Consider the following 25,238-nt stretch of genomic DNA (forward strand, 5'->3'; position numbering starts at 1 on the left):
TTAGAAAAAATGTACCAATATAAAGCGAAAAGCTTTTGATACGGTGTAAGCACTATTTACTGTACAGTTTCAAAAAGCGAAAGCAATTTTTTCAAACCCTAATCTTTAATATCGCGCAATATAAAGAGAAATTTATGGCACGTCAATTTATCTATCATATGGCTGGGCTCAACAAGTCTTACGGCAATAAAAAAATCTTAGAAAATATTCATTTGTCTTTCTATCCAGATGCGAAGATCGGTATTTTAGGGCCAAATGGTGCTGGTAAATCAACGATTTTACGTATTATGGCTGGGCTAGATAAGGAATATACAGGAGAAGCATGGCTTTGTGAAGGAGCGCGCTGTGGCTATCTACCACAAGAGCCTTTGCTTGATGCAAGAAAAGATGTGCGCGGCAATGTGATGGAAGGTGTTGCAGATAAACAGGCAATTCTTGAGCGTTATAACGAATTGATGATGAATTATAGCGAAGAAACGGCTGATGAAAGTGCACAGCTTCAGGATATTATTGATAGTCAGAATCTTTGGGATTTAGAAAGTCAAGTGGAAATGGCTATGGCTGCTCTTGGATGTCCGCCAGCCAATGGGGATGTCACAAAACTTTCTGGTGGTGAGAAGCGGCGTGTTGCGCTTTGTAAATTACTTTTGTCAAAACCTGATTTATTACTTTTGGATGAACCGACAAACCATTTAGATGCTGAAACGACGGCTTGGCTTGAGAGGCATTTACGTGAATATCCTGGGGCTGTGCTTTTGATAACCCATGATCGTTATTTTCTCGACAATGTAACGGGTTGGATTTTAGAATTAGATCGCGGTAGAGGTATTCCTTATGAGGGGAACTATTCTGCTTATTTGGGGGCTAAAGCCAAGCGTTTGGCTCAGGAAGGCCGTGAAGAGGCAGCGCGTCAACGTGCTTTATCACGTGAGCAAGAATGGATCGCTTCTAGTCCAAAAGGGCGACAAGCAAAGTCAAAAGCTCGGATTAAGGCTTATGATGAGTTGGTTCAAGCAGCACGTGAACGCCGTCCTGGAGAGGCGCAAATCATTATTCCTATTGGAGAAAGGTTAGGACAAGTTGTTATTGAGGTTGATAATCTCTCTAAAGCTTATGGTGAACGTGTATTGATTGATTCTCTTTCTTTTAAACTTCCTGCTGGCGGCATTGTCGGCGTTATTGGTGCCAATGGTATGGGAAAGTCGACCTTGTTTAAAATGTTAACGGGACAGGAAAATCCCGATTCAGGTCAGATACGTATCGGTGAAACAGTTCACATGAGTTATGTGGATCAGAGTCGCGATTCCTTGGTGGGGGATAAAACTGTTTGGGAGGAAATTTCTGGTGGAAATGACATTATTAAATTAGGCAAATATGAGATGAATAGCCGCGCTTATTGCGGGGCTTTTAATTTCAAGGGGGCAGATCAGCAGCAGAAGGTGGCAAATTTATCAGGAGGGCAGCGCAATCGCGTACATTTGGCGAAACTTCTAAAAGAGGGGGGGAATGTGCTTCTTCTTGATGAACCGACAAATGATCTTGACACTGAAACATTGGGTGCATTGGAAGATGCATTGGAAAATTTCGCTGGTTGTGCAGTTATCATATCGCATGATCGTATGTTTCTTGATCGATTGGCAACACATATTTTAGCCTTTGAAGGTGATGGTCATGTAGAATGGTTTGAAGGTAATTTTGCTGAATATGAGGCTGATAAAGTTCGTCGTCTTGGGGCGGAATCTCTTAATCCTAAGCATGCAAATTATAAACCTCTTACACGCTAGAATTTTTATCTTATCGCAACTTTGTTGGAATAATAGTGTATTTTATTGTGTTTGTTATTTCATAAATACAGTGTGTGTGTGCTCTGTGGAAGTTTTTATTCATTGAAAAAAGTAAGAGACATCTTATGAAATTATGACCTAGATAGGGTTATTCTACTCATGATATATAACCGGTTATTGCTTGTAAAATTGCAATGAAAAGGAGGAGATGAAGAGCATAGTATTACTTCTACAAATGCTCTGGTCATTGAGCATTATCGTCTTTACTTAATAAAGATGCAAGCTGACACTATCATATTATTTATTTTTTCTCAATGGTATGCAGTTCTTGTTTTGAGGTGGGCATAAAAGGTATTTTTATCTATATGTTCCCTCCGTTTATGTGCTGTAAGAGAATGATTTGGATTGATTTATCATAAATAGATTTGAAATGAGAAAAATTTATGGTGTTCTGGTTTTTTATTCAAGTTAAAATGAATGAATTATTATTATAAATCAATGTATTATCATTATAACGAGAAACAGATGGATAAGATCTGTTCGTTTTTTACATGAGCCTATTTTTTTCATAGTATGATAAAATAGAGAGCACAAAATAGATGAGAATATGCGTTGTATGCTTGACTTTTTTTCCTATAAACAAATGTTTATAGGAATGTTTAGGGGATAATTATGAAAAAAAGTACAAGTTTAGATGCAATAATTGAGCTGCTGAAAGCGGTTGCAGAAGTAAGCCATTTACGTGTTCTTACGCTCTTGCGTCATGAAGATTTAACAATCCCTGATTTTATTTTTATTCTTGATCAGTCGCAAGCATGTATATCACGATATTTACGTTTATTGTACGAAGCACAATTGATTGAGCGTTATCAGAAGGGGGATAGCCTTTATTTTAAGCTTTGTCATGATTTTGGGGGTAAAGACATTGTGATGGGTATTCTTTCGTCTTTACCAAAGAATGATGTGTTGTTAGCGCATGATTTAGAACGTTTGAAGGATGTTAAAAAGCAGCGTCAAAAAACGAGGAAGAAGCATTTCTTACAAAATGCGTTGCAACGGGATGTATTACGGTCATCCTATATGGCAGATCATGGTGTAGAAAACTCTTTACTTGAAATCATTGGCGATAAACCATTTCAGATGATGCTGAATATTGGAAGAGGTGGAGACTCTATCTTAAAATTGTTTTCTAATCTTTATACGCATGCGGTTGAAGTTGTGCTTGATAGCGATGTTTTTCACTTGTCTGTTGGAGATACAACTTTTGATTTAGTTATTCTTCATTGGGTTTTACATTCTTTTGAAAATCCTGAAATGTTTCTTCATGAGATATCAAGTGTTTTGCGTCCCTATGGGCGTTTATTGATTGTGGATTTGGGTTATCATAAAGCTGATTCTTCACATTTTGATCAAGCATATATGCGTCTTGGATTTTCGACTTTACAAATAGAAAAGTGGCTAAAAAATGCCGGACTTATGCTAGAGCAAACAGTTTGTCTTACTCCTATACAAAATGAAAATAGTAAGGAGGGCATGGTTACACTTTGGCTTGCTCGTGATCCGCGTTTATTAGTTGATGATATCAAAGATAAACAAGTAGATTTTGCATAAATCGCGTTTGTTAACGCACTTTATTCTCTGATTTTTCTCAAGGAATAGCGTAGAGATAAAACTTTATTCAATCATTGATAAGCTATTGTTTTTTACATTTGTATTATGTTTTTATATGGGAGTATTGGTGTTTTATAGCGGCGTGTAGGCTGTATAATGAAACACCTTCTATAGAGTTAAGCCTATGAGGATCATTATTTAAGGTGTCCTGATATTATATTTTATTAGCCAATATATTGATTTTAAAAGATCATTGATTTTTTTAAACTCAATAAGAGGTTTGAATACAGGAATGTTGTCTCATTTCAAATTTCCTGTTTCAGAATCCGAAAGAGTCTGTTTGTCTGCTACAAAAGAAGGTATTTATCTTAATGATACCGTTTGTAAAAGAAAATACATCTTTCATACATTTTCTAAATGTGAGAGCGGCTGCAATATGATATAATGCCGCACAATATAATATAGTGAAGGCTCATACCTTTATAAATGTCAAAGATGGTGGTGCCCAATAGATCTTAAAATGTCTCTTTAAAACAGGTTTTTAGATAAGGAGTACCTTGGAACTTTTAGTGAGGGGTGCAAAAAGATGCTCTAAAAAGACGAAAAAGTAAAAGGGTAAGACAATGCATTATATTCATAAAATAAGATCGGCGATGATCTAGGGATAGTTTGTGGCTGAAAGTAGGAAAAAAAGCGTGATATTACACTAAAGTTTCGTATCTCTTTATCATGAGAAGTTATGAAGGTTATTAAATAAGTCCATTGTTTTTGCCAAAAGTATTTTCTTTCTTTTTATGTTTGCCGCTCATCTTATGACGCAGTCCGTGGGTATAGCGTAAAATTGATAGGGCACCATCGTCTTTAGTTTAAGTAAAAGTTGTAAGCAGGCATCATCGTTTTATGTTTTTTATCCATATGCTTCTTCTTGTTTGTGATGTGCGATAGTATGGCTATTCATTAATTCAATAGACGAAGATTGAAAATAAGGGAACCTTACGTTCTTGAGATCTCTCATGTAAATTGTAAAATGATGAGTTATGATTGTAAATCAATGAATTGTTTACGTTAGAAGAACAGACTATAAAAATTTTTGAGCATAGAAACTACTGTGTGTATTACTTTACGGGATCATTTAAATGATAGAGATTAAGAGAAAATGTCTGCGTTGATTTCGGTTTGTTATGTTAAAATGAGTTAGAGACTGTTGGTTATTGTAAAATGGTTTATCGTTACTTGGAATGACGATGGCGCGTGATTCGAAACAAATACCTTCAGAGTTCTCATTTTCTCATAAGATTAAGCTGTTTAAGTTCCTCATTGATTGTTACATGAAGGATGTAACAATATTTTAATGATCATTTACAGAAATTTTTTATAAATATAGATAAGATTTTATTTCTCTAATTTATTGTTTTATATGAATAATTCATAGCTTTCTTGCAAGAAGATGTTTTCCATTTTTTACGGTTATTTGTGTAAGATTTTAAAAATCTACGTTTTTCTTTTTGTGGTGATTGCTGTTGGAAAAGCGATTCTACTTTTACATAGTTTAATTTTTATAGGGTGGATACGTAGAAATTACTGTTTTTTAATATGATCATCAGAGTTATGAAAGAAACTATTTAAAAGTTATAATGATCGTAGATTCTAATTGATGCTTCTTGAAATAAAATTGCTTCAAATTGGGTCATTTTGAACTTTTTTTGCCTAAATTTAAACATTTTTAAATAATTTATAATTCTTTTATGTTTTTTTGCGTAGAAGATGATAAGAATTTCTTGTTGTTTAAAGAATTTTATTCCATAGCAAGAATATTGCATCGGCTATCTTAGTGGTTGATGTAAGAGGACAATCGGGGAACCTCCTCCCCCCCCCCCGCGTGGATCCCCTAGATTGTCTGGCCTGACTGAGGATTTCCTCAGTCAGGCTTTTTATAATTGTTTTAGGGGATGTGTAAGGTTTTATAGGGGGGAAGTGTAAGATCTGTTATTGTTTCGCCTATAGTACGTAAATATGTAGAGGGGGATGTCTTGTTAGGCGGATAGTGTTAGCGTATTTATTTTGAATAATTTGATTTTTCTTTATTGAGGCATTGTTGAATGCTATAAGGGAAATCGTAAAGGGAATCTATGTTTGTATTCTGTGATCTTTAGGTAAGAGATAATGGAATCTTTTTCGCATCGTATTATTTTTATTTTATTTGTGTTTTTTATTTTTGGCGCTGTCTTTTTTGCTTTTCAAAGTGGTGTTGTTTATCAGTTTTTTCCCGGTCACTCTTCTTTGTCTTCTCAGCAGCTTGATGTAACAGAGGAGGAGTTATTAGAGAGATTATCCGTATCTTTTCCAGATATCATCAAGCATCTTTCTAAAATGACCCCTCAACAGCAAGAGTTGTTTATTGCGCAGCTGCGTCGTGATGTAATTGCGCTTGCTTCTAAAAGTGGGCAGAGTCGTGAACAGGCTCAAAAATCTGGTGAAACTGTTGCTATGGCTCTCTCGAAAGCGATTTCTCGTCCTTCCATTGCTAATACTTATTTTTAGCTATTTTTTTAATCGCGCTTTTGGGTTTTATTTTAAGGAGCAAGAGCTTTTCGTGAAGTCTTGAAAAGTGCGAGGAGATAATCGATTTGTAAGGTATTAACAAAATTTATCTCTCAAAAGGTAAGCAATTGGAGTATAAGGGTAATGTTGCAATCATTACAGGAGTGATAGAAAGTCTATCAAGGGTATTGGTCCAAGTTAATTGCATTATCAACCGCTACAATGACAAAAGCAGTATTGACTATAATAAAACACGTTAACCGCATTTTATATGCCGGTTATTTTTTTATTTGATATGAGAAAATAAAAAATTTTAAAGGATTTAAGCTTTTTTATTCTACGGATTTTAGGATATTTATCCACTTGTATGATTTCTGAAAATGAGGTGTAAGGCTGATAAGATGATAGTCTGTGACAAAGAAAAAATATTTGAATGAAGATGAGAGGTCTATTTTTATTTAAAAAGGCTTTAGGGGTATTGAGCTTTCTAACATTTTTCAAAAAAATAGACACAAGTAATTGTTAAGCTTTGTTGTAGGAAAAAACGGATATAACTTTTTTAGTATATTGTTTTATAATGATAATTTATCATTTTATATTGAATGAGAATCTTAAGAATTATAAAATCCTCTCATTTTAAATTTATCCATGGTGAAAAAATCAAAATCAGTTTCTTGTATATACAAGTGGGAGGCTTGTGTGGATAAAAACTCTTTTAAAAAGGAATTAAAAAGCTTCTTTGAGATATCTTGAGAGCTAAAAGTCTGTTGCAATATTTTGAATTGGTAAATAGCGTATGATGGTTTTTGTATATCTATGGACTCCTTATGCACAGTGATGGAGGTAGGGGTTGATTTTAGTCAATGGTTTATTGGGGCCATAAAGAATGCTGCGCGTGTTTATTGGTTAGAAAGAAGCATCAATAACGGGTTTTATTTTTGTGAAACTTTTGCGATATCGAGGATCTTTGGTAAAGATGATCTCGTCTCTATTGCTTTGTGGGATTGATATCAATAAAAAATTTAATCATCGTATATAAAAAAATATCATATCTTTTTAAAGTGCTATTTTGTAATATAAAAATTGATTGATACAATAGATATAACAGAACTTGATAGAATATATCATTTTAGTTAATATGATATAAGTTTAATTATAGGCTTTTAATTTTTTTATTTGATGATATAGAGAAGTCTATAATTTTTGTATAAAGAGTTTTTCTTTTTATACAGAACTTTATCTTGAAATTGTCTTAATATTTCCCTTTTCAAGCCGTTCTTTTGCTTTCTTTTTTTGTACAATGCATTCGAAAATTATTTGCGGTTAGAATTTGAGAATTTTTGAGTGAGAGAAAGAAAATGCAATTTTTGAAAATTTTGTTAAATATAGCGTGTGCTGTATTTTTTGTATTTGATATAAGTTGGGCTCATAGTGTTTTAAATGTTGCAGAAGCAAAAGAAGGCTTAGGGAGTGTTGCTTCTCAGATTTCTAATCGTCCTTATGAGTTTCTTATTCAGAAATTTGCAAATAAGTATAATATTCCGGTTAATTTAGCACATGCTGTTGTAAAAGTTGAAAGTAATTATAAGGCAGGTATAAAGGGGGCTGCTGGCGAAATAGGTTTGATGCAAATTAAACCCTCTACGGCACGAGGGTTGGGCTTTAGTGGTTCTGTACAGGATTTGTACGATCCTGCGACCAATCTTGAATATGGTATGCGTTATTTGGCACGGGCCTATAAACTCAGTGGTGGAAGTACGTGTGGTACAATCCTTAAATATAACGCAGGTCATGCTGCAAAAAAAATGAATTCCATTTCAGCGAAATATTGCGCAAAAGTAAAGACTTATCTGGCTTCATTAAAATAAAAACATCTGTTGAGAGAGGTTTGTCATAAAATATTTTAAGATGCTATTTTCACGGAGCAAAAAATGTTTTATAAATCAGTATGTCAGTCGGCTGGGCAGCCGCGCTTGTCCAATGCTGAAAGGCGGCAGGTGAGGAAAGTCCGGGCTCCATGGAAAGACGGTGCCGGGTAACACCCGGCGGGGGTGACCCTAGGGAAAGTGCCACAGAAAGTAAACCGCCTATTTTTATAGGTAAGGGTGAAAGGGTGGAGTAAGAGCCCACCGCGCATTCAGTAATGAATGTGGCAAGGTAAACCCCACCGGGAGCAAGACCAAATAGAAATGACGTGCAAAATTTAATTTGCAGCCGATTTCCGGGCGAGTCATTCGGGTAGGTTGCACGAGGCGGATGGTAACATCCGTCCCAGATGAATGGTTGCCATGTAAAGTGTAAGCTTTACTCTACAGAACCCGGCTTATAGGCCGACTGATATTTCATGATGATACGCGATATTTTATAAGATCAATTATATATGGTCTTTTATGGAGTCTATGTGTTTGAAATGGACACTTGAGCAAAGAGTGTTTTAAAAAATTATAACATTTCTTTAAGTATAATGCGTTAGGATCTGTTTTAGGATAACTTTAGTTTTTTCGTTCATTGTGATTAATGTGAAAGTTGAAGGCCAGGTTATTCTAAGATCAGTTGCCATGAGAGAGCTGTTGATTTAAGACAGCATAACTTCAAGACGGATTATTTTGATAAAGCAGGATCAAAGAGCTGAACGCCATATTCCAGTGTTGTTACAGCCAGTTTTGGCTGGGCTTATGCCATTGGTTGGAGCAAAAGTGATTGATGGCACCTTTGGTGCTGGTGGTTACACGCGCGCTTTGTTAAAGGCAGGGGCACAGGTGATTGCTCTTGATCGTGATCCTCATGCTATCAGTGCAGGACAATTGCTTGTTGAAGAATTTTTTCCACGCCTTCGTTTGGTCCATATGGCGTTTTCACAGCTTGATCGTGTCGTTGAAGAGAAGGTGGATGCAGTTATTTTGGATATTGGTGTCTCTTCAATGCAGCTTGATGAAGCAGAAAGAGGTTTTTCTTTTCAAAAAGATGGGCCATTGGACATGCGAATGGCTCAGACTGGTTTTACAGCCAGCGATGTTGTCAATCATTTAAAAACAAGGGATTTGGCACGTATTTTTAAGATATTAGGAGAAGAGCGTTATGCGGGACGAATTGCACGGATGATTGAAACGCGTCGTGTTGTTCAGCCTTTTTTGCGTACGGGTGATTTGGCGTATGCTATCGAAACGTTGATAGGACGTAAACCGGGAGATCGTATTCATCCTGCAACACGTGTATTTCAGGCTCTTCGTATCTATGTCAATGATGAAATTGGTGAATTGGCGCGTGGTTTATTTGCTGCTGAACGCGTTTTAAAAGCTGGAGGCCGTTTGGGGGTTGTCAGTTTTCATTCTCTTGAAGATCGTATGGTCAAAAGATTTTTTTCGACTCGTTCTGGAGAACGTATGAGATCACGCTATCTGCCAGAAATAAAGGCTGCTCCAGCAACATTTTTTCCTTTGTTTAGAGGTGGGATCACGGCAACTAAAGAGGAGTTACAGAAAAATCCTCGTTCACGTTCTGCGCGGTTGCGTATTGGTGTACGGACTGAAGCAGAGGCTCTTACAGAAGATATGAAATTATTTAGTTTAGCAGAGATTGCCAGTTTTGAAGGCGGCAAGAAATGACAGTTTTTCGTACATTTGATATGATTTTAGTGATGATTATGATTTGTATGGCAGGTCTTACTTATAAGGTAAAATATGATGTTCAAAAACGAATGAATGAAGTTCTTCATCTTGAGCATGAAATTGCTGCAGCAAAAAATACGGTGAGTTTGCTTCATGCTGAGTGGGCTGTGATGATCAAGCCTTCGCGCATGCAAAAACTTGCGAAACGTTATCAAAAAGAACTTGGATTAGAAGTTATACAGCCGCGTCAAATCGTAGAATTTAAAGACATTCCGGTACGGGTACATGATCCAATTGAAGAATTGATTAAACAAAATATCTTGGAAGATAATCAAGATATTTTGGCAAATCGTCGGGATTCTCAGATGAATGGTGTTGTCCAAAAAGGCGTGCAGTGATGAAGTCGACTTTTTTATTCTTACAGAAGAAAAAGCACTTTAAGAATTCGTTGAATAATCATAATGTTTCTGTTCGTCGTCCCTATTCTAGTCGTCCACGTTTGCTTTTTTCGTTGTTCTGCTTTTTAGTTTTATATGGCATCATGGGGGCTTGCCTTATTTCTTATGGGTTGGAAGGTGGACAGATTGAAGAAGCAAAGGGGCCAGGAGTTCTTCAACTGACGGCGCGGCCTGATATTGTTGATCGTAATGGTCGTTTATTGGCAACAGATATTAAAACTTATTCACTTTTTGCTGAGCCACGACGTATTATTGATGTGGATGAAACCATTGAATTGCTCTCAACAGTTTTGCCTGATCTTAATTGGCAGGAAACCTATAAGCGCTTAAAAAGAAAAACTGGTTTTTCTTGGATACAGCGTGGGTTAACACCAATGCAGAAGACACAAATTATGGCCCTTGGTATTCCAGGAATTGGTTTTCGGACTGAAATTCGTCGTTTTTATCCCGATGGACCTGTAACTTCCCATATTCTCGGCATGGTGAATGTTGATAATCAAGGCATTGCAGGTATGGAAAAATATATTGATGATGCGGGTTTGAGTGCTCTGCGTGCCGCTGGTCTTGCCGTGGAAGAATCATTAAAACAAGTTCAGCTTTCGATTGATGTGCGACTTCAGGCAATTGTCCATGATGAACTTATTCAGGCTATGAAGCGTTATAAGGCAATTGCTGCAGGAGCTGTTATTTTAAATATACATACGGGGGAAGTTTTGGCGTTGGCATCTCTACCAGATTTTGATCCTGGAAATCCTATTGAAGCTTTAAAAAGTGATCGTCTCAATCGGATGACGGCCGGAACATTTGAAATGGGATCGATTATTAAAAGTTTTACGACCGCCATGGCACTTGATTCCAATATTTTTCATTTAAACAGTATTATTGATGCTTCAAAGCCCATAAAAGCAAGTAGTGGATATATTATTCATGATTTTCACGGAAAAAATCGTCCCTTAACGTTATGGGAGGTTTTTGTTTATTCTTCCAATATTGGTTCTGCTAAAGAAGCATTGGCGATAGGGATTGATAAACATCGTGATTTTTTGCAAAAACTTGGGCTACTGGATCGACTCGCAACAGAGTTGCCTGAAGTTGCTCATCCTATTGTGCCACATCATTGGAAGGATATCCAATCTATGACGATTGCTTTTGGGCATGGTATGGCAACAACTCCCTTGCAAACAGCTGTTGGGGCTGCTGCTTTAATGAATGGTGGTTGGTTAATTGCTCCGACATTTTTAAAACGGACAAAAGAACAAACTTTGCACCATGCAAAACGGGTTTTGCATGCTAAAACAAGTCAAAATATGCGTTACCTTTATCAATTAAATAGTGAGATTGGGTCTGGACGTAATGCAAAAGTAGAAGGTTATCGTGTAGGTGGTAAGACAGGAACAGCTGAGAAAGTTGAAAATGGAAAATATTCTAAAACAAAAAATTTCAATAGTTTTCTTGCTGCTTTTCCTATTGATGATCCTGCTTATGTTGTTTTAACAATTATCGATGAACCAAAGCCTGCAGAGGGACAGCGTTCATCAACAGCGGCGATGAATGCTGGACCAATGCTTGCTAATATTGTTCGTCGCACAGCTAGTTTTCTTGGTGTAAAACCCGATTTTAAAAAAGAATATGAGCCTCTTTTAAGTAAAAAGAGCAATTCAAGTTTCGTTAAACAACGGTAAAATAAATATAAAGGTGCGTTATCATGTTGTTGGGAACAGTTTTTACAGAATGTGTTGAAGATGAAAGTCTTTCTTCAATAGAAATAACAGGAATAAGTGTGGATTCTCGGCAAGTTTTGCCGGGCTATGTTTTTGTTGCTGTTCAAGGGAAAAAAAGTGATGGAAGACACTATATAGATGACGCGATAAAGCGTGGCGCACGAGCAATCGTTACAGACTGTCATGCTGTTCTTGAGGATTTATCTGTTCCCATTTTACGTGTTTCTAATGTTCGTCATAGTTTAGCGTTGGCAGCTGCACGTTTTTACGGTTCTCAGCCGGAAACAGTTGTTGCTGTGACTGGTACAAGTGGTAAAACATCTGTTGTCTCTTTTCTTCGGCAAATTTGGACTCATGTTGGATTTTGTGCAGCGAGTATAGGAACGGTTGGTGTTGTTTCTCCTAAACGGAATGTTTATGGTTCTCTCACAACACCTGATCCGGTCGTCTTGCACCGTCTTCTTTGTGAAATTTCTCATGAAGGTGTGACGCATGCCGCTCTTGAAGCTTCTTCGCATGGGCTTGATCAAGGACGACTTGATGGAGTCCGTTTAACGGCTGGTGCCTTTACTAATTTAGGGCGAGATCACATGGATTATCACACGGGGGTAGAGGATTATTTGCGGGCTAAAATGAGGTTGTTTGATACACTTTTGCCTGTATCTGCTCCTGCTTTGATTTTTGCTGATGATGTTTATTCACAAAAGGTTATTGATGTTGTTACACAAGCGCGCCGTCGTGTCTTGACAATTGGTCGTAAGGGGCAATTTATCACGATTAATCGTGTCGAACATCAACGCTCCAAACAGTGTATTGAGTGTCGTGTGGAAAACAATATTTATACATTTGATTTGCCTTTAGCTGGAGATTTTCAGGTAGCCAATGCGCTTATGGCAGCGGGGTTAGCCATTGCAACGGGCGTTTCACCTCGTAAGGTTTTTCCTGCGCTTGAAACTTTGCAGGGGGCACCTGGGCGGTTAGAGTTTGTGGGAAAGACAGAAAATAATGCGCTTGTTTATATTGATTATGCTCATAAACCAGAAGCTTTGGAGCAGGTTTTGCTTTCTGTTCGTCCCTTTACGCAAGGGCGCTTGATCGTTGTTTTTGGTTGTGGAGGAGATCGTGATCAAGGAAAAAGACCTTTGATGGGAAAAATTGCGGCGGATAAAGCGGACATTGTTATTGTAACAGATGATAATCCTCGAACAGAAATGCCAGAAAAAATACGTAAAGATATTTTACAGGCGGTGCCAACAGCAATAGAGATAGCAGATCGTGGTGAAGCTATTTCTTATGCGGTGGAGTTTTTGAAAGCTGGTGATACACTCATCATTGCTGGAAAAGGTCATGAGGATGGCCAAATTATAGGGCAGACAACTTATCCTTTTTCAGATCGTCTGAAAGCGATAGAAGCTTTAGAGGACCGAAAGAAATGACAGCTTTATGGGATAAGCAAGCACTTGTTGCTGCAATTAATGGTGTTGTAATGGGAAGCTTGCCAGAAACTTTTTCTGGGGTTTCCATTGATAGTCGTACTCTTGCGGAAGGGGATGTTTTTTTCTGCATTAAAGGGCACCATCTTGATGGTCATGATTTTGCTGCGCAAGCTTATGAACGAGGTGCAGGCGTTCTTATCGTTGCGGAACACCGTTTGAGGGATATGAAAAAGATATTGGCTCCACTCATTGTCGTTCCTGATGTTTTGCAAGCCTTAGAACAACTTGCACAAGCTGCACGCAAACGTTCAAGAGCTAAGATTATCGCGATAACAGGATCAGTGGGAAAAACGACGACAAAAGAAGCTTTGAAACAAGCACTTGCAACGGCTGGGAATGTTCATGCGAATCTCGCTTCTTTAAACAATTGCTGGGGGGTTCCACTCACTTTAGCGCGGATGCCTATGGAGAGTGATTATGGTATCTTTGAAATTGGCATGAATCATAGAGATGAAATTCGCCCTCTGGTCAAACTGGTTTGTCCGCATATTGCTCTCATTACGCATATTTGTGCAGGACATATGGGATTTTTCAAAAATCTTGAAGAAATAGCAAAGGCAAAAGCTGAAATTTTTGAAGGATTGGATGAAGAAGGCATTGCCATTTTAAATGCGGATAGTGATTTTTTTTCTTATCTCGTTCAAAAAGCAAAGAAATGCGGTGTAAAGAAGATCTTAAGCTTTGGTGGGACTAAAGATGCTGATTATCAAGCGCGAGATATACGTCTTCTAACCGATAGTTCTTCTATGATTGTGCGTATTGGGGGGCGGGATAAGGAGGTTCAAATTGGGGCTCCGGGACGCCATATTGTGCAAAATAGTTTAGGGGTTATTGCTGCTTGTGATGCTATGGGGGTTGAGTTAGAGCCTGTTTTTCTTTCTTTTCGCCATTTTTCTTCTCAAAAGGGGCGAGGTGTTCGTTATCGACTGTCTTTATCAAATGGGGGTGAATTTTATCTCATTGATGAAAGCTATAATGCAAATCCTGCTTCTATGCGTGCTGCACTTGAGCTTCTTGCTACAGGACCTGTAGGAAAAGGGGGGCGGCGAATTGCTATTTTAGGGGATATGCTAGAGTTAGGGGGGTATAGTGAAAAGCTTCATCGTGATTTAATAAAACCAATACGTCTTTCCGGTGCTAATCCGGTTTTTCTATTTGGTGAGGCGATGAAATCTTTAGTCAGTGATTTGTCTGCTGGTGTTAAGGTTCATTATGCTGAAAATATTGAGAAAATTTTACCGCTTCTTTTAGCAGAAATTTCTCCTGGCGACCTACTTATGATTAAATCATCCAATAGCCTTTGTTCATCAAATATTGTGACTGCATTGCTTGATCGCTATAAAGCAGTTTCTTCATAGTTTTAAGAGGTTTTTTTGTTCCATGATGCTGTTTTTTTCTTCGTTTAGTGATTGGCTTCCGGGTGTAAATGTTTTTCGTTATATTACTTTTCGCACGATAGCAGCTATGCTTACTTCGGGGCTTATCGTCTTTTTGTTTGGACCTAGCATCATTGCTTCTCTTAAATTGCGGCAAGGTAAGGGGCAACCGATTCGTGCTAATGGACCTCAAACACATTTTAAAAAGGCTGGAACACCTACAATGGGTGGATTAATGATTTTAATCGGCATTGTGGTATCGGCATTTTTATGGGGTAATTTATCGAATATTTACTTTTGGGTATCGCTATTGGTTATGCTTTCTTTTGGGGTAATTGGGTTTTATGATGATTATCTTAAGGTCACAAAACAAACAGACAAAGGATTTTCTGGGAAAGCACGGTTAAGCTTGGAATTTTGTGTTGCGGCGATTGCTGCTTTTGCCATTCTGCAAATTGGCTCATCTGGATTAGCTTTGCCTTTTTTGAAAGATTATCTTATCAATTTGGGCTGGTTTTTTATTCCTTTTTCTGCTTTCGTCATTGTCGCGACGGGTAATGCGGTTAATTTGACGGATGGACTCGATGGGCTTGCTATTGTTCCTGTGATGGTTGCAGCCTTATCTTTTGCTCTGATTGCTTATCTTTCTGGTAATATGAATTTTGCTGATTATCTCCAAATCCATTATGTATCGGGAACAGGTGAATTGGCTGTTTTATTGGGAGCTGTTGTTGGGGCAGGGCTTGGATTTTTATGGTTTAATGCACCACCTGCAGCTATTTTTATGGGAGATACTGGATCGTTGGCTCTTGGAGGACTCTTAGGGACTGTTGCGGTTGCTACGAAGCACGAAATTGTTTTGGTTCTTATTGGTGGACTTTTTGTTGTGGAAGCTTTTTCGGTCGTTATTCAGGTTGGTTATTTCAAATTAACAAGAAAACGCGTGTTTCTTATGGCACCGATACATCATCATTTTGAGAAAAAAGGTTGGACTGAAAGCCAAGTGGTGATACGCTTTTGGATTATTTCGATTGTTCTCGCTCTCATAGGTCTTTCAACACTTAAATTGCGGTGAGAATGTGATTTCTGTTACGTGTTATAAAGGTCAAAAAGTTGCTCTGTTTGGATTGGGGCAGTCTGGATTAGCAACGGCACAAGCATTAATGTGTGGTGGTGCAGAAGTGGTGGCGTGGGATGATAGTCCTTCAAGCGTGCAGATGGCTTGTCGGCAAAATATTCCAACAAGAGATCTCCACGATGAGGACTGGTCAGAATTTGTTGCATTGGTTCTCGCTCCTGGAGTTCCTTTAAATTATCCTCAACCGCATTGGGTTGTTGAAAAGGCACGAAAAAAAAATATAGAAATTATTGGTGATATTGAATTGTTTGTTCGTGCACGCCATGATTTTTTACAGCATTATGGTTTTTGTGACCAAGATGTTCCGTTTATTGCGATTACGGGGACGAATGGAAAGTCGACAACAACGGCTTTGCTTACGCATTTATTGGAAAAAATGGGCTATGATGTGCAGATGGGGGGAAATATTGGAAAGGCAATATTGACGCTTAAGCCATTTGTTAAAAAACGTATTTATGTGATTGAATGTTCATCATTTCAAATTGATCTTACTCCCTCTCTTCAGCCAACCATTGGACTTTTATTGAATTTGACATCTGATCATATTGATCGACATGGAAGTTTTGCCTGTTATGTGCAAACCAAAAGGCATCTGATTGCTCAGGCTTCTCAGGCTTTTATTTCAGTTGATGATGCAGCTTGTCAGGTTTTATATCAACAGTTACTTCATGATGGGAAGCAAATTGAGGCAATTTCCAAGAATCATTTTGTTGAAAATGGTTTTTATGCAGATGGAACCAAGCTTTTTTCTGTTCGTCAAGGACAGCGTCATATGCTTGCAGATCTTGCTCCTATGGCGGTGTTACGTGGGAGTCATAATGCGCAAAATGCTCTTATGGCATTGGCAACATTGCAGGCTTTAAAAATAACAGATCCCTCTATAAAAAAGCATTTAGCAAGTTATAAAGGGTTGGATCATCGTATGCAGCAGGTGCGTAAAATGGGGGCGGTTTTGTTTATCAATGATAGCAAGGCGACTAATGCAGATGCAACAGCTCCTGCTCTTTCCACCTTTAATGATATTTTTTGGATTGTTGGGGGACAGGCGAAAAAGGGAGGAATAGAGTCTCTTAGAGAATTTTTTCCTAAAATTCGTAAAGCCTATTTGATTGGGAGTGCGGCGGAAGAATTTGCTCGCATTATTGGATCTGCTTTTCCCTTTTCTATGAGCTTAACTTTGAAAAATGCGGTGCGTGAAGCAGCTGTTGACGCAATAGGTTGTAAGGCAAAAGAGGTGACGGTTCTTTTGTCACCTGCTTGTGCAAGTTATGACCAATTTAAAAATTATGAAGAACGGGGCGAAGCATTTGTCTCTTTTGTGATGCAGTTACAATAAAAAGCATCAGTTATAAAAAAATATTTTTGCGTTAAGACTCCAGAATCTTTTTTTGTGTAATTTAGTTTTTAAAGTGTTTGTTAAACAGGCGGGGAACCATATCACTTTGAAACAATTTATAAAACGGATAAGGCGGATATCATGGTTACGCGTGCAGATAGAGACCCAATTGCTAATTGGTGGTGGACGATTGACCGCTCTGTCTTTGCAGCTTGTTTAATTTTAATGGGGATTGGCATTATGTTGTCTTTTGCTGCCAGCCCCACGATTGCAAAAAAAATCGGAATTGCTGATAGTTTTTATTTTGTTCGGTGGCATATCATTTTCAGCATTTCAGCATTTTTTACGATGGTGACCATTTCTTTTTTTTCAATTCCTAATATTCGTCGTTTATGTGCTCTTTTGCTTATTGTAACGCTTGCTCTTATGGTTGCAACCTTATTTTGGGGTCCAGAATTAAAGGGAGCACGGCGGTGGATTGTGCTCTTTGGTTTTTCTGTACAGGCTTCAGAGTTTATGAAGCCAGCTTTTGTGGTTATGTCCGCTTGGCTTTTTTCGGAACAGATACGCAGGAGGGGAATTCTAGGTTATACGTTAGCGATTGTACTTTATGGCATTTGTTGTGTGCTTCTGGTTTTGCAGCCTGATATTGGACAAACACTTTTAATAAGTGCAACATGGGGTGGTTTGTTTTTTATTGCTGGTGTGCCTCTAGCCGTTATTTTTCTCTTTCTCATTTTAGGTGCTGGAGGAATTGTTTTAGCTTATCTTTTTCTGTATCATGTGCGTGAGCGTATCAATGGTTTTTTGACAGGTGAAGGAGATACCTTTCAAGTAGATGTTGGACGTGAGGCTATTTTGAATGGTGGTTGGTTTGGGCAAGGTCCTGGGGAGGGAACAGTAAAACGTATTATTCCTGATAGCCATACAGATTTTGTATTTTCCGTTGCTGCTGAAGAATATGGTATTATTCTTTGTTTATTAATTATGATGCTTTTTGGTTTTATCGTTATGCGTTCATTGTATATAGCAATGAATACACGTGATTGCTTTATACGTCTTGGTATTACTGGCATAGCAATGATGATTGGCTTTCAATCAGCTATTAATATGGCCGTTAATCTTCACTTAATTCCTCCAAAAGGCATGACATTGCCTTTTATTTCTTATGGTGGTTCATCGATGGTGGCAATTGCGTTTTCAATGGGCATTTTGCTCAGTTTAACACGTCGTTGGCCAGAAGCACGCCTTTCAGCTTTTTCTTCCTCTTCTGTCTTGGATACGCCTTATGAATGATAAAAAAGTTATTGTTTTGGTGGCTGGTGGTACAGGTGGACATCTTTTTCCTGCTGAATCCCTTGGCGTTGAATTAAAGGAGCGTGGATATGATGTTCATTTAATAACAGATGAAAGAGCACGCCCTTTTGTTCGGTGCTTTGATGAAGAGCATACACATATTGTTTCATCGGCAACATTTATACGCCGCCATCCTTTTGCTCTGATAAAGACGTTTTGGTCTTTACTAAGGGGAATGGGGCAATCGTTGGCGTTGTTTTATAAGTTACGTCCTGTTCTTGTTGGAGGATTTGGGGGATATCCGAGCTTTCCTCCTCTTTTTATTGCGGCTTTAACAAGGCGTGTGACATTTATTCATGAACAAAATGCTGTTATGGGGCGTGCCAATCGGATGTTGGCAATTTTTGTGCGTGCAATCGCTGGTGGTTTGTTGTCGCCAAATGGCGCTTATGCCCATAAAATGCTTTTAACGGGGAATCCTGTCCGTGAGGCTGTGCTGAAGGCGGCCGAAATTCCTTATCATTCTTCAGAGGGGGAAAAGCCATTTAATTTTTTGATTTTTGGTGGTAGCCAAGGGGCTTCTGCTTTTTCACATATTGTTCCAGAAGCCATTGCGTTACTCGATGATAAGAACCGTAAACGCTTGCGAATTGTGCAGCAAGTTCGCGGTGAAGCAGAAGGGTTGATCAAAATCTATCGTGATATGGGCGTACAAGCAGAGGTTGCTCCTTTCTTTGATGATATGGCTGAACGTATGGCACATGCTCATTTTATTTTGTCGCGCGCTGGGGCTTCATCCGTTTGTGAGATAGCGGTGATTGGTAGACCTGCTTTGCTTGTTCCCTATCCCCATGCTTTAGATCATGATCAGGCTGCCAATGCAGCTCTGCTTGCTTGTGTAGGTGGTGCGCAAATTGTATTAGAAAAAGATTTAAGTGCACAAAAGCTTTCTTCTCTTTTAACGCAAGTTTTGCGTACGCCCCATTTATTGGAAAAACAAGCGCTTGCTGCAAAAAAAGTTGGGCAACCTCACGCAACACGTTGCCTTGCTGATATGGCTGAATCTTTAATTGCAGGGCGATTGTTGTCAGATATAAAAGAGGAGCTTTTTGATGAAAATGCCACTTGATATAGGCGTTATCCATTTTATCGGAATCGGGGGGATCGGTATGAGTGGAATTGCGGAGGTTTTTTATAATCTTGGCTATAAAGTTCAAGGGTCAGATCAAGTTGAAAGTGCAAATGTTGAACGTTTACGGAAAAAAGGAATTAACGTTCATATAGGTCATTGTGCTGAAAACTTAGGGAATGCAGAGGTTGTTGTTTTTTCTACTGCCGTTAAAAAAACAAATCCTGAGTATATTGCTGCAAAGGAAAGACATTTGCCGCTTGTCAGACGTGCAGAAATGCTGGCGGAGCTGATGCGGTTTCGGCGTGCAATTGCAGTGGGTGGTACACATGGTAAAACAACAACCACATCAATGGTCGCAGCCCTTCTTGATGCTGGTCATTTTGATCCAGTGGTGATTAATGGCGGTATTATTAATGCTTATGGTACGAATTCTCGTACAGGAGATGGCGATTGGATGATTGTTGAAGCTGATGAAAGTGATGGTACATTTTTAAAGCTGCCTGCTGATATTGCTGTTATTACTAATATTGACGCTGAGCATTTGGATCATTATGGAAGTTTTGATGCTGTGCGTGAGGCTTTTCGGCAATTTGTAGAAAATGTTCCTTTTTATGGTTTTGCTGTTTTGTGTCTTGATCATCCAGAGGTTCAGTCATTGGCGGGCCGTATTGATGATCGTTGGGTGATCACTTATGGTAAAAATCCACAAGCGGATGTTCGTTTTCTTAATCTTTCGATGGATGGTCAAAAAACGCATTTTGATGTTCTTGTTCGCTCACGCAAAACAGGAAGAAAGATTGAGTTAAAAAATTTGCTTTTGCCCATGGCAGGGCAGCATAATGTTGCCAATGCAACGGCGGCGATTGCTATTGCGCATGAACTTGGCATTTCAAATGAAGCTATAAAAAGGGGCTTAGCAGAATTTGGCGGAGTAAAACGGCGTTTTACGCGAATAGGAAGTTGGCGTGGCATTGAAATATTTGATGATTATGGACATCATCCTGTTGAAATAAAGGCAGTTTTGCGTGCTGCACGTGAGAGTGCAAAAGGGCGTGTTATTGCGATTGCACAACCCCATCGGTATTCGCGTTTGTATCATTTATTTGATGATTTTGCTGCTTGTTTTAATGATGCAGATACAGTGTTGATTACGCCCGTTTATGCGGCTGGTGAAGAACCTATTGTAGGATTTGGTTCTCAAGAATTGGTAGAGCATATTAAAATGGCTGGTCATCGTGATGTGCGCTTAATACATGGTCTGGAAGATGTTGTGTCTCTTGTCTCAACATTTGCTCAGGCAGAGGATTATGTGGTTTTTCTTGGTGCTGGCAATATCACACAATGGGCGTGTGCATTGCCTCATCAGTTGTCGGTATTTGATGGTCATGATAAATTTTCAGCACATTGATGGTGAGGCGTTATTGGCGCAATTGCAACCACTGTTGGGGGGTATAAGAGGCAAGCTTACACCTAACGTTGAGATGCGTAAGGTGACGTGGTTTCGCACTGGTGGGTTGGCAGAACTTTTTTATCAGCCTGTTGATGAGGAAGATTTAGCTCTTTTCCTTCAAAATTTGCCTGAATTTATTCCTGTAACAATTGTAGGAATAGGTTCTAATCTGCTGGTGCGTGATGGGGGTGTTCCTGGTGTTGTGATTCGTCTTTCGCCAAAAGGTTTTGGGCAAGTGCAACAAGTTTCTCCAAAACGTTTTTTAGTTGGTGCAGGTACGGCAGATAAACATTTAGCTACTGCTGCTTTAAAGGCAGAAATTGCAGGTTTTCATTTTTATCACGGTATTCCTGGTGGTCTTGGAGGGGCACTCAAAATGAATGCGGGTGCAAATGGTGTTGAAACCGCAGCACGTGTTGTTGAGGTTTATGCGCTGGATCGTAAAGGAAAACGTCATATTTTGAGTTTGAAAGATATGCATTATTCCTATCGCCATTGTGATATTCCTGAAGGGTTTATTTTTACTGCTGCTTTATTAGAAGGACAAACCGGTAATAAAGATGATATTCGTGCTGCTATGGATGAAGTTGCCCTCCATAGGGAAACAGTGCAACCTATTCGTGAAAAGACCGGTGGATCAACTTTTAGAAATCCTGAGAATGGATCTGCGTGGCGCGTGATTGATGAGGCAGGGTGTCGTGGTTTACGGATTGGTGGTGCTCAGATAAGCGAAATGCACTGTAATTTTATGATCAATACAGGGCAAGCAACAGGATATGATCTTGAAGCATTGGGAGAAACAGTGCGTGCACGTGTTTTTGCACATTCAGCCCACCTTTTACAATGGGAAATAGAGCGTATTGGTCAATTTGAGCGTGGTCGAAGTGTTCCTCCTTTTGATCCATTTCATTGATTTATTGTTCACTAAAAAAGTGAAAATAAAAAATTGAGTCATTTCAAAGAGATAATAAAAAATTTCTATTAAGAATCAATAAATTAACAAAGAATCTCTTGCATCAAGCTTTTGAGTCTGATTCATTATGCAAAATGCTAGGTTATTGATTCGCAAGGATAAACTTTGTTTTTTCCTGTATGTGGTGCTGATGTATTCTATATAGACTACATATAGTATGCGAAAGAGGGTGATTTATTATGAAAGATAAACATATAGCTGTATTAATGGGAGGTTTTTCTTCTGAACGGTCTGTAAGTTTATCTTCAGGGGCGGCTTGTGCTGATGTTCTAGAGGTGCAGGGGTATCGCGTGAGCCGCGTGGATGTTGACGCTCATATTGCTTCTGTTCTTGAACAGTTACAGCCCGATATTGCCTTCAATGCATTGCATGGTCCATTTGGTGAAGATGGCCGGATTCAAGGGATTCTTGAGTATTTAAAAATTCCTTATACCCATTCTGGTGTGATGGCATCTGCTTTGGCAATGGATAAGGGACGTGCAAAAATTATCGTTGCAAGTGTTGGGGTTTGTGTTGCTCCTTCTCGTATTATGAGCCGCTTTGCTTTGGGTCGAACACATCCCATGGAGCCTCCTTATGTAATTAAACCTGTGTGTGAAGGATCAAGTTTTGGTGTTGTCATTGTTCAAGGAAATGAAGCTGCACCGCCGCATAATATTGGGGGAGCTGAGTGGGGATATGCGGATGAGGTAATGATTGAAAAATATATTCCTGGTCGTGAATTGACTTGTGCTGTTTTGGGGAACGAAGTGCTGGATGTGTGTGAAATTCTTCCCGATAAACACTTTCCATTCTACGATTATGACTCAAAATATAAAACGGGTGGTTCTCTTCACATTTGTCCTGCACAACTTTCACTAAATATTTACCAAAGTGTGCAAAGAATGTCTTTAGCAGCCCATCAGGCGATAGGGTGTCGAGGTGTTAGCCGTTCTGATTTTCGTTTTGATGAGAAAACAGGAGAATTGGTTTGGCTTGAAATTAATACGCAACCCGGTATGACATCGACGTCTCTTCTTCCTGATATTGCAAAAGCGAGCGGTCGTACTTATGGCGATATTGTTCAATGGATAGTGGAGGACGCATCATGCATGCGTTGAGTATTAATAAAACGAATATTCCGATGGAGGTGCTTTCAGTGCCGGCTTTGCCACGTCTTTATCGTCGTTTTCTTCGGTTTATGTTTGAGTTTGTTTTTGTCAATATTCATATTCCACGCCATTTTGGCTCTTTTGCTGTTGTGTGGTTTTTCTTTGTTACGGCTTTTTATGGGCTTTCATCAAGTGGTCAGATGGCTGTGATCGTAAACACGATCATATTGGATAGTAGTTTTGTGGTCACTCATGTTGATATAAGCGGTAATAAGCGCTTGGCAAAGCAGGATATTTTTAAAATTTTAAAACTTGATGTTGCGCCTTCTATATTCACTTTTGATGTTGAAAGAGCACGCTCTCTTTTGGAAAAACAGCCTTGGGTTCAATCCGCTAATGTTCAGAAAATTTATCCCAATAGAATGCGGATTTCCATCGTGGAGCGTGAACCCTATGCCATTTGGCAACATGATGGCATAATGGATATTGTTGATAATACAGGTCGTGTCATTGTGCCTTTTAAAGGGGAAATTGTTCGGGATTTACCTCTTGTGGTTGGGCAGGGTGCACAAAATGCTGCTAAAGTGTTTATTCAAGCGCTGTCAGTCTATCCGGAAATATATAATCGTGTTCGTGCTTTCGTGCGGGTAGGGGATCGGCGTTGGGATCTTGTTTTGGATAACGGAATGCGCGTTATGTTGCCTGAAAGTGGTGCGCTTGAAAGGCTTTCTTCTCTTGTTTCGTCCGGTACAATGCAAGATCTTTTATCTCGCGATATTCTCAGTGTTGATTTACGTCTTGCTGATCGAATTACTGTTTCTTTATCAGATGAAACGTTGGAGCGTTATCATACTACTGTAGCAGAAGAAGAACGTATTTTAAAAGCGCGAAAGGCAGGAAGCCTATGACATTGCTCAGATCACATCATTTGAAGGGGCGTAAAACACGTTTTTTAACGGTACTTGATGTCGGTTCAAGTAAGATTGTTTGTCTTATTGCTTGTTTGCGTCCTTTGAAGCATGCGCACTATTTACATGGTCGTACACATTCTACGGAAATTCTAGGTTTTGGTGTGCAGCGTTCACGTGGTATTAAATCTGGTGTTGTGATGGATATGTTTGCAGCAGAGCAATCAATACGCTTGGCTGTTGATGCGGCAGAAAAAATGGCGGGTTTGGTGGTGGATTCAGTGATTGTGAATTTTTCCTCAAGTCGATTACAAAGTGCTTTGATTAATGGAATGGTCCATTTGAATGGTCGTGAAGTCACCAAGCGTGATATGCGTATGGCCTTTTCAGATGTTTCGCGCAAAGCCTTTGATGCTGAACGTCATGTTATGCACTCAGTTCCAGTTTCTTATGTATTGGATGGAGATAAAGGAATTTCTGATCCTATTGGCATGGCAGGGGAAACATTTGGTGTTGACGTGCATGTGGTAACAGCGGAAACAGCATCTTTGCGTAATTTAGAAACTTGTATTAATCGTGCACATTTGAGTGTTGAAGCAATGGTTGCCACTCCCTTTGCAAGTGGTCTTGCTGTTTTGATGAATGATGAGGCGCGTTTAGGGGCTGCATGTATTGATTTTGGTGGTGGAACAACAACATTTTCAGTGTTTTTTGAAGGGAAATTTATTCATGCAGATGCTCTTGCTGTTGGGGGGCATCATGTCACTCTTGATGTTGCGCGCGGATTTTCTATGTCTTTAACAGAGGCGGAACGTTTAAAAGTTGTTTATGGTTCAGCACTTTTAACAAGTGCTGATGAGCGGCAAATGATTAATGTAGCAGAAATTGGGAGTGAACAGCGTGAAACTCAATATCCTCGCGCAGTTCTTGGGCGTATCATTCGTGCGCGTGTTGAAGAAATTTTAGAAATGGTCCGTGATTGTTTAAATCGTTCTGGTTTTGGTCACATCATTGGTAAACGTGTTATTTTGACTGGGGGAGCAAGCCAGTTAACAGGATTGCCAGAAATGGCACGTACTATATTAGGAAGAAATGTTCGTATCGGGCGGCCTTTAGGTATTTCGAGGCTTCCTTCTCTTGCAAAAGGGGCGGCGTTTACATCTGCTGTTGGGTTGTTAATTTATCCGCAATTGGTGGGTTTTGAAGAAAAAACAATGCAGGCGGCAGGAAATCATTTATCGATGGGCACGCGTGGGTATTTTCAGCGTGTTGGTCAGTGGTTGCGTGAGAGTTTTTAGTTAAGTCTAGTTGGATAAATT

Annotated in this window: 19 protein-coding genes and 1 other RNA gene; all 20 read left to right on the forward strand. The window is 39.1% G+C overall.

Annotated features, from left to right (window positions below; genetic code table 11):
- Window positions 1–134 precede the first annotated feature (134 nt).
- The 20 genes from ettA to ftsA all read left to right on the forward strand — a co-directional run bounded on the left by ettA (window position 135) and on the right by ftsA (window position 25,217).
- Complete coding sequence (gene ettA / locus ACFILZ_RS05630; protein WP_375610487.1) at window positions 135–1,784, forward strand: energy-dependent translational throttle protein EttA; 1,650 nt, start codon at window positions 135–137, stop codon at window positions 1,782–1,784.
- A gap of 672 nt (window positions 1,785–2,456) precedes the next feature.
- Window positions 2,457–3,395 carry an ArsR/SmtB family transcription factor gene (locus ACFILZ_RS05635; protein ID WP_375610488.1) on the forward strand — a complete coding sequence of 313 codons (939 nt, stop codon included), beginning with the start codon at window positions 2,457–2,459 and terminating at the stop codon, window positions 3,393–3,395.
- Window positions 3,396–5,558: 2,163 nt separating this feature from the next.
- The gene (locus tag ACFILZ_RS05640; protein ID WP_375606957.1) at window positions 5,559–5,936 is read left to right on the forward strand and encodes a hypothetical protein; all 378 of its coding nucleotides are present in this window, start codon (window positions 5,559–5,561) and stop codon (window positions 5,934–5,936) included.
- A gap of 816 nt (window positions 5,937–6,752) precedes the next feature.
- Window positions 6,753–6,944 (forward strand): hypothetical protein, encoded by a 192-nt coding sequence (locus ACFILZ_RS05645; protein ID WP_375606958.1) that lies wholly within the window; start codon window positions 6,753–6,755, stop codon window positions 6,942–6,944.
- A 350-nt stretch (window positions 6,945–7,294) separates the two neighbouring features.
- Window positions 7,295–7,804, forward strand: a complete 510-nt coding sequence (locus tag ACFILZ_RS05650; RefSeq protein WP_375610489.1) for a lytic transglycosylase domain-containing protein — start codon at window positions 7,295–7,297, stop codon at window positions 7,802–7,804.
- Between the two features lie 83 nt (window positions 7,805–7,887).
- Window positions 7,888–8,278: RNase P RNA component class A (gene rnpB, locus ACFILZ_RS05655), an RNA gene on the forward strand.
- Between the two features lie 264 nt (window positions 8,279–8,542).
- Window positions 8,543–9,541 (forward strand): 16S rRNA (cytosine(1402)-N(4))-methyltransferase RsmH, encoded by a 999-nt coding sequence (gene rsmH / locus ACFILZ_RS05660; protein WP_375610490.1) that lies wholly within the window; start codon window positions 8,543–8,545, stop codon window positions 9,539–9,541.
- On the forward strand, window positions 9,538–9,942 hold the full coding sequence (locus tag ACFILZ_RS05665; protein ID WP_375606961.1) for a hypothetical protein: 405 nt from the start codon (window positions 9,538–9,540) through the stop codon (window positions 9,940–9,942). Before rsmH ends, ACFILZ_RS05665 begins: the two co-directional genes overlap by 4 nt.
- Window positions 9,942–11,684, forward strand: a complete 1,743-nt coding sequence (locus tag ACFILZ_RS05670) for a peptidoglycan D,D-transpeptidase FtsI family protein (protein WP_375610491.1) — start codon at window positions 9,942–9,944, stop codon at window positions 11,682–11,684. Before ACFILZ_RS05665 ends, ACFILZ_RS05670 begins: the two co-directional genes overlap by 1 nt.
- A gap of 23 nt (window positions 11,685–11,707) precedes the next feature.
- Entirely contained in the window at window positions 11,708–13,159 is a 1,452-nt protein-coding gene (locus tag ACFILZ_RS05675) for a UDP-N-acetylmuramoyl-L-alanyl-D-glutamate--2,6-diaminopimelate ligase (RefSeq protein ID WP_375610492.1), read from the forward strand.
- Complete coding sequence (murF, locus tag ACFILZ_RS05680; protein WP_375610493.1) at window positions 13,156–14,577, forward strand: UDP-N-acetylmuramoyl-tripeptide--D-alanyl-D-alanine ligase; 1,422 nt, start codon at window positions 13,156–13,158, stop codon at window positions 14,575–14,577. Before ACFILZ_RS05675 ends, murF begins: the two co-directional genes overlap by 4 nt.
- A 22-nt stretch (window positions 14,578–14,599) precedes the next feature.
- Window positions 14,600–15,670: a phospho-N-acetylmuramoyl-pentapeptide-transferase gene (gene mraY / locus ACFILZ_RS05685; protein WP_375606965.1), complete on the forward strand. Its 1,071-nt coding sequence runs from the start codon at window positions 14,600–14,602 to the stop codon at window positions 15,668–15,670.
- A 4-nt stretch (window positions 15,671–15,674) separates the two neighbouring features.
- The gene (gene murD / locus ACFILZ_RS05690) at window positions 15,675–17,069 is read left to right on the forward strand and encodes a UDP-N-acetylmuramoyl-L-alanine--D-glutamate ligase (protein WP_375608232.1); all 1,395 of its coding nucleotides are present in this window, start codon (window positions 15,675–15,677) and stop codon (window positions 17,067–17,069) included.
- Between the two features lie 141 nt (window positions 17,070–17,210).
- Complete coding sequence (locus tag ACFILZ_RS05695; RefSeq protein ID WP_375606967.1) at window positions 17,211–18,365, forward strand: FtsW/RodA/SpoVE family cell cycle protein; 1,155 nt, start codon at window positions 17,211–17,213, stop codon at window positions 18,363–18,365.
- A complete protein-coding gene (gene murG / locus ACFILZ_RS05700; protein ID WP_375610494.1) occupies window positions 18,358–19,494 on the forward strand; it encodes an undecaprenyldiphospho-muramoylpentapeptide beta-N-acetylglucosaminyltransferase in 1,137 nt (378 codons plus the stop codon). Before ACFILZ_RS05695 ends, murG begins: the two co-directional genes overlap by 8 nt.
- Entirely contained in the window at window positions 19,478–20,905 is a 1,428-nt protein-coding gene (murC, locus tag ACFILZ_RS05705; RefSeq protein ID WP_375606969.1) for a UDP-N-acetylmuramate--L-alanine ligase, read from the forward strand. The genes murG and murC overlap by 17 nt, the downstream gene beginning before the upstream one ends.
- Window positions 20,883–21,860 (forward strand): UDP-N-acetylmuramate dehydrogenase, encoded by a 978-nt coding sequence (gene murB / locus ACFILZ_RS05710; RefSeq protein ID WP_375610495.1) that lies wholly within the window; start codon window positions 20,883–20,885, stop codon window positions 21,858–21,860. The genes murC and murB overlap by 23 nt, the downstream gene beginning before the upstream one ends.
- Window positions 21,861–22,099: 239 nt before the next feature.
- Window positions 22,100–23,020, forward strand: coding sequence for a D-alanine--D-alanine ligase (locus ACFILZ_RS05715; protein ID WP_375610496.1), 921 nt, complete (start codon window positions 22,100–22,102; stop codon window positions 23,018–23,020).
- Entirely contained in the window at window positions 23,008–23,919 is a 912-nt protein-coding gene (locus ACFILZ_RS05720; RefSeq protein ID WP_375610521.1) for a cell division protein FtsQ/DivIB, read from the forward strand. Before ACFILZ_RS05715 ends, ACFILZ_RS05720 begins: the two co-directional genes overlap by 13 nt.
- The gene (gene ftsA, locus ACFILZ_RS05725) at window positions 23,916–25,217 is read left to right on the forward strand and encodes a cell division protein FtsA (protein WP_375610497.1); all 1,302 of its coding nucleotides are present in this window, start codon (window positions 23,916–23,918) and stop codon (window positions 25,215–25,217) included. Before ACFILZ_RS05720 ends, ftsA begins: the two co-directional genes overlap by 4 nt.
- Window positions 25,218–25,238 lie beyond the last annotated feature (21 nt).

The organism is Bartonella sp. AP40SXNS (assembly GCF_042195825.1).
Classification (GTDB): Bacteria; Pseudomonadota; Alphaproteobacteria; order Rhizobiales; family Rhizobiaceae; genus Bartonella.

What these genes read in the sequence shown, in the direction of transcription:
- ettA (WP_375610487.1), top strand. Translation starts at nt 135, where the DNA reads ATGGCACGTCAATTTATCTATCATATGGCTGGGCTCAACAAGTCTTAC.
- murG (WP_375610494.1), top strand. Translation starts at nt 18,358, where the DNA reads ATGAATGATAAAAAAGTTATTGTTTTGGTGGCTGGTGGTACAGGTGGA.
- ACFILZ_RS05695 (WP_375606967.1), top strand. Translation starts at nt 17,211, where the DNA reads ATGGTTACGCGTGCAGATAGAGACCCAATTGCTAATTGGTGGTGGACG.
- ACFILZ_RS05720 (WP_375610521.1), top strand. Translation starts at nt 23,008, where the DNA reads ATGCATGCGTTGAGTATTAATAAAACGAATATTCCGATGGAGGTGCTT.
- ftsA (WP_375610497.1), top strand. Translation starts at nt 23,916, where the DNA reads ATGACATTGCTCAGATCACATCATTTGAAGGGGCGTAAAACACGTTTT.
- ACFILZ_RS05650 (WP_375610489.1), top strand. Translation starts at nt 7,295, where the DNA reads ATGCAATTTTTGAAAATTTTGTTAAATATAGCGTGTGCTGTATTTTTT.
- ACFILZ_RS05640 (WP_375606957.1), top strand. Translation starts at nt 5,559, where the DNA reads ATGGAATCTTTTTCGCATCGTATTATTTTTATTTTATTTGTGTTTTTT.
- murF (WP_375610493.1), top strand. Translation starts at nt 13,156, where the DNA reads ATGACAGCTTTATGGGATAAGCAAGCACTTGTTGCTGCAATTAATGGT.
- murB (WP_375610495.1), top strand. Translation starts at nt 20,883, where the DNA reads ATGATAAATTTTCAGCACATTGATGGTGAGGCGTTATTGGCGCAATTG.
- ACFILZ_RS05645 (WP_375606958.1), top strand. Translation starts at nt 6,753, where the DNA reads ATGGACTCCTTATGCACAGTGATGGAGGTAGGGGTTGATTTTAGTCAA.
- ACFILZ_RS05635 (WP_375610488.1), top strand. Translation starts at nt 2,457, where the DNA reads ATGAAAAAAAGTACAAGTTTAGATGCAATAATTGAGCTGCTGAAAGCG.
- ACFILZ_RS05665 (WP_375606961.1), top strand. Translation starts at nt 9,538, where the DNA reads ATGACAGTTTTTCGTACATTTGATATGATTTTAGTGATGATTATGATT.
- ACFILZ_RS05675 (WP_375610492.1), top strand. Translation starts at nt 11,708, where the DNA reads ATGTTGTTGGGAACAGTTTTTACAGAATGTGTTGAAGATGAAAGTCTT.
- ACFILZ_RS05715 (WP_375610496.1), top strand. Translation starts at nt 22,100, where the DNA reads ATGAAAGATAAACATATAGCTGTATTAATGGGAGGTTTTTCTTCTGAA.
- mraY (WP_375606965.1), top strand. Translation starts at nt 14,600, where the DNA reads ATGATGCTGTTTTTTTCTTCGTTTAGTGATTGGCTTCCGGGTGTAAAT.
- murC (WP_375606969.1), top strand. Translation starts at nt 19,478, where the DNA reads ATGAAAATGCCACTTGATATAGGCGTTATCCATTTTATCGGAATCGGG.
- ACFILZ_RS05670 (WP_375610491.1), top strand. Translation starts at nt 9,942, where the DNA reads ATGAAGTCGACTTTTTTATTCTTACAGAAGAAAAAGCACTTTAAGAAT.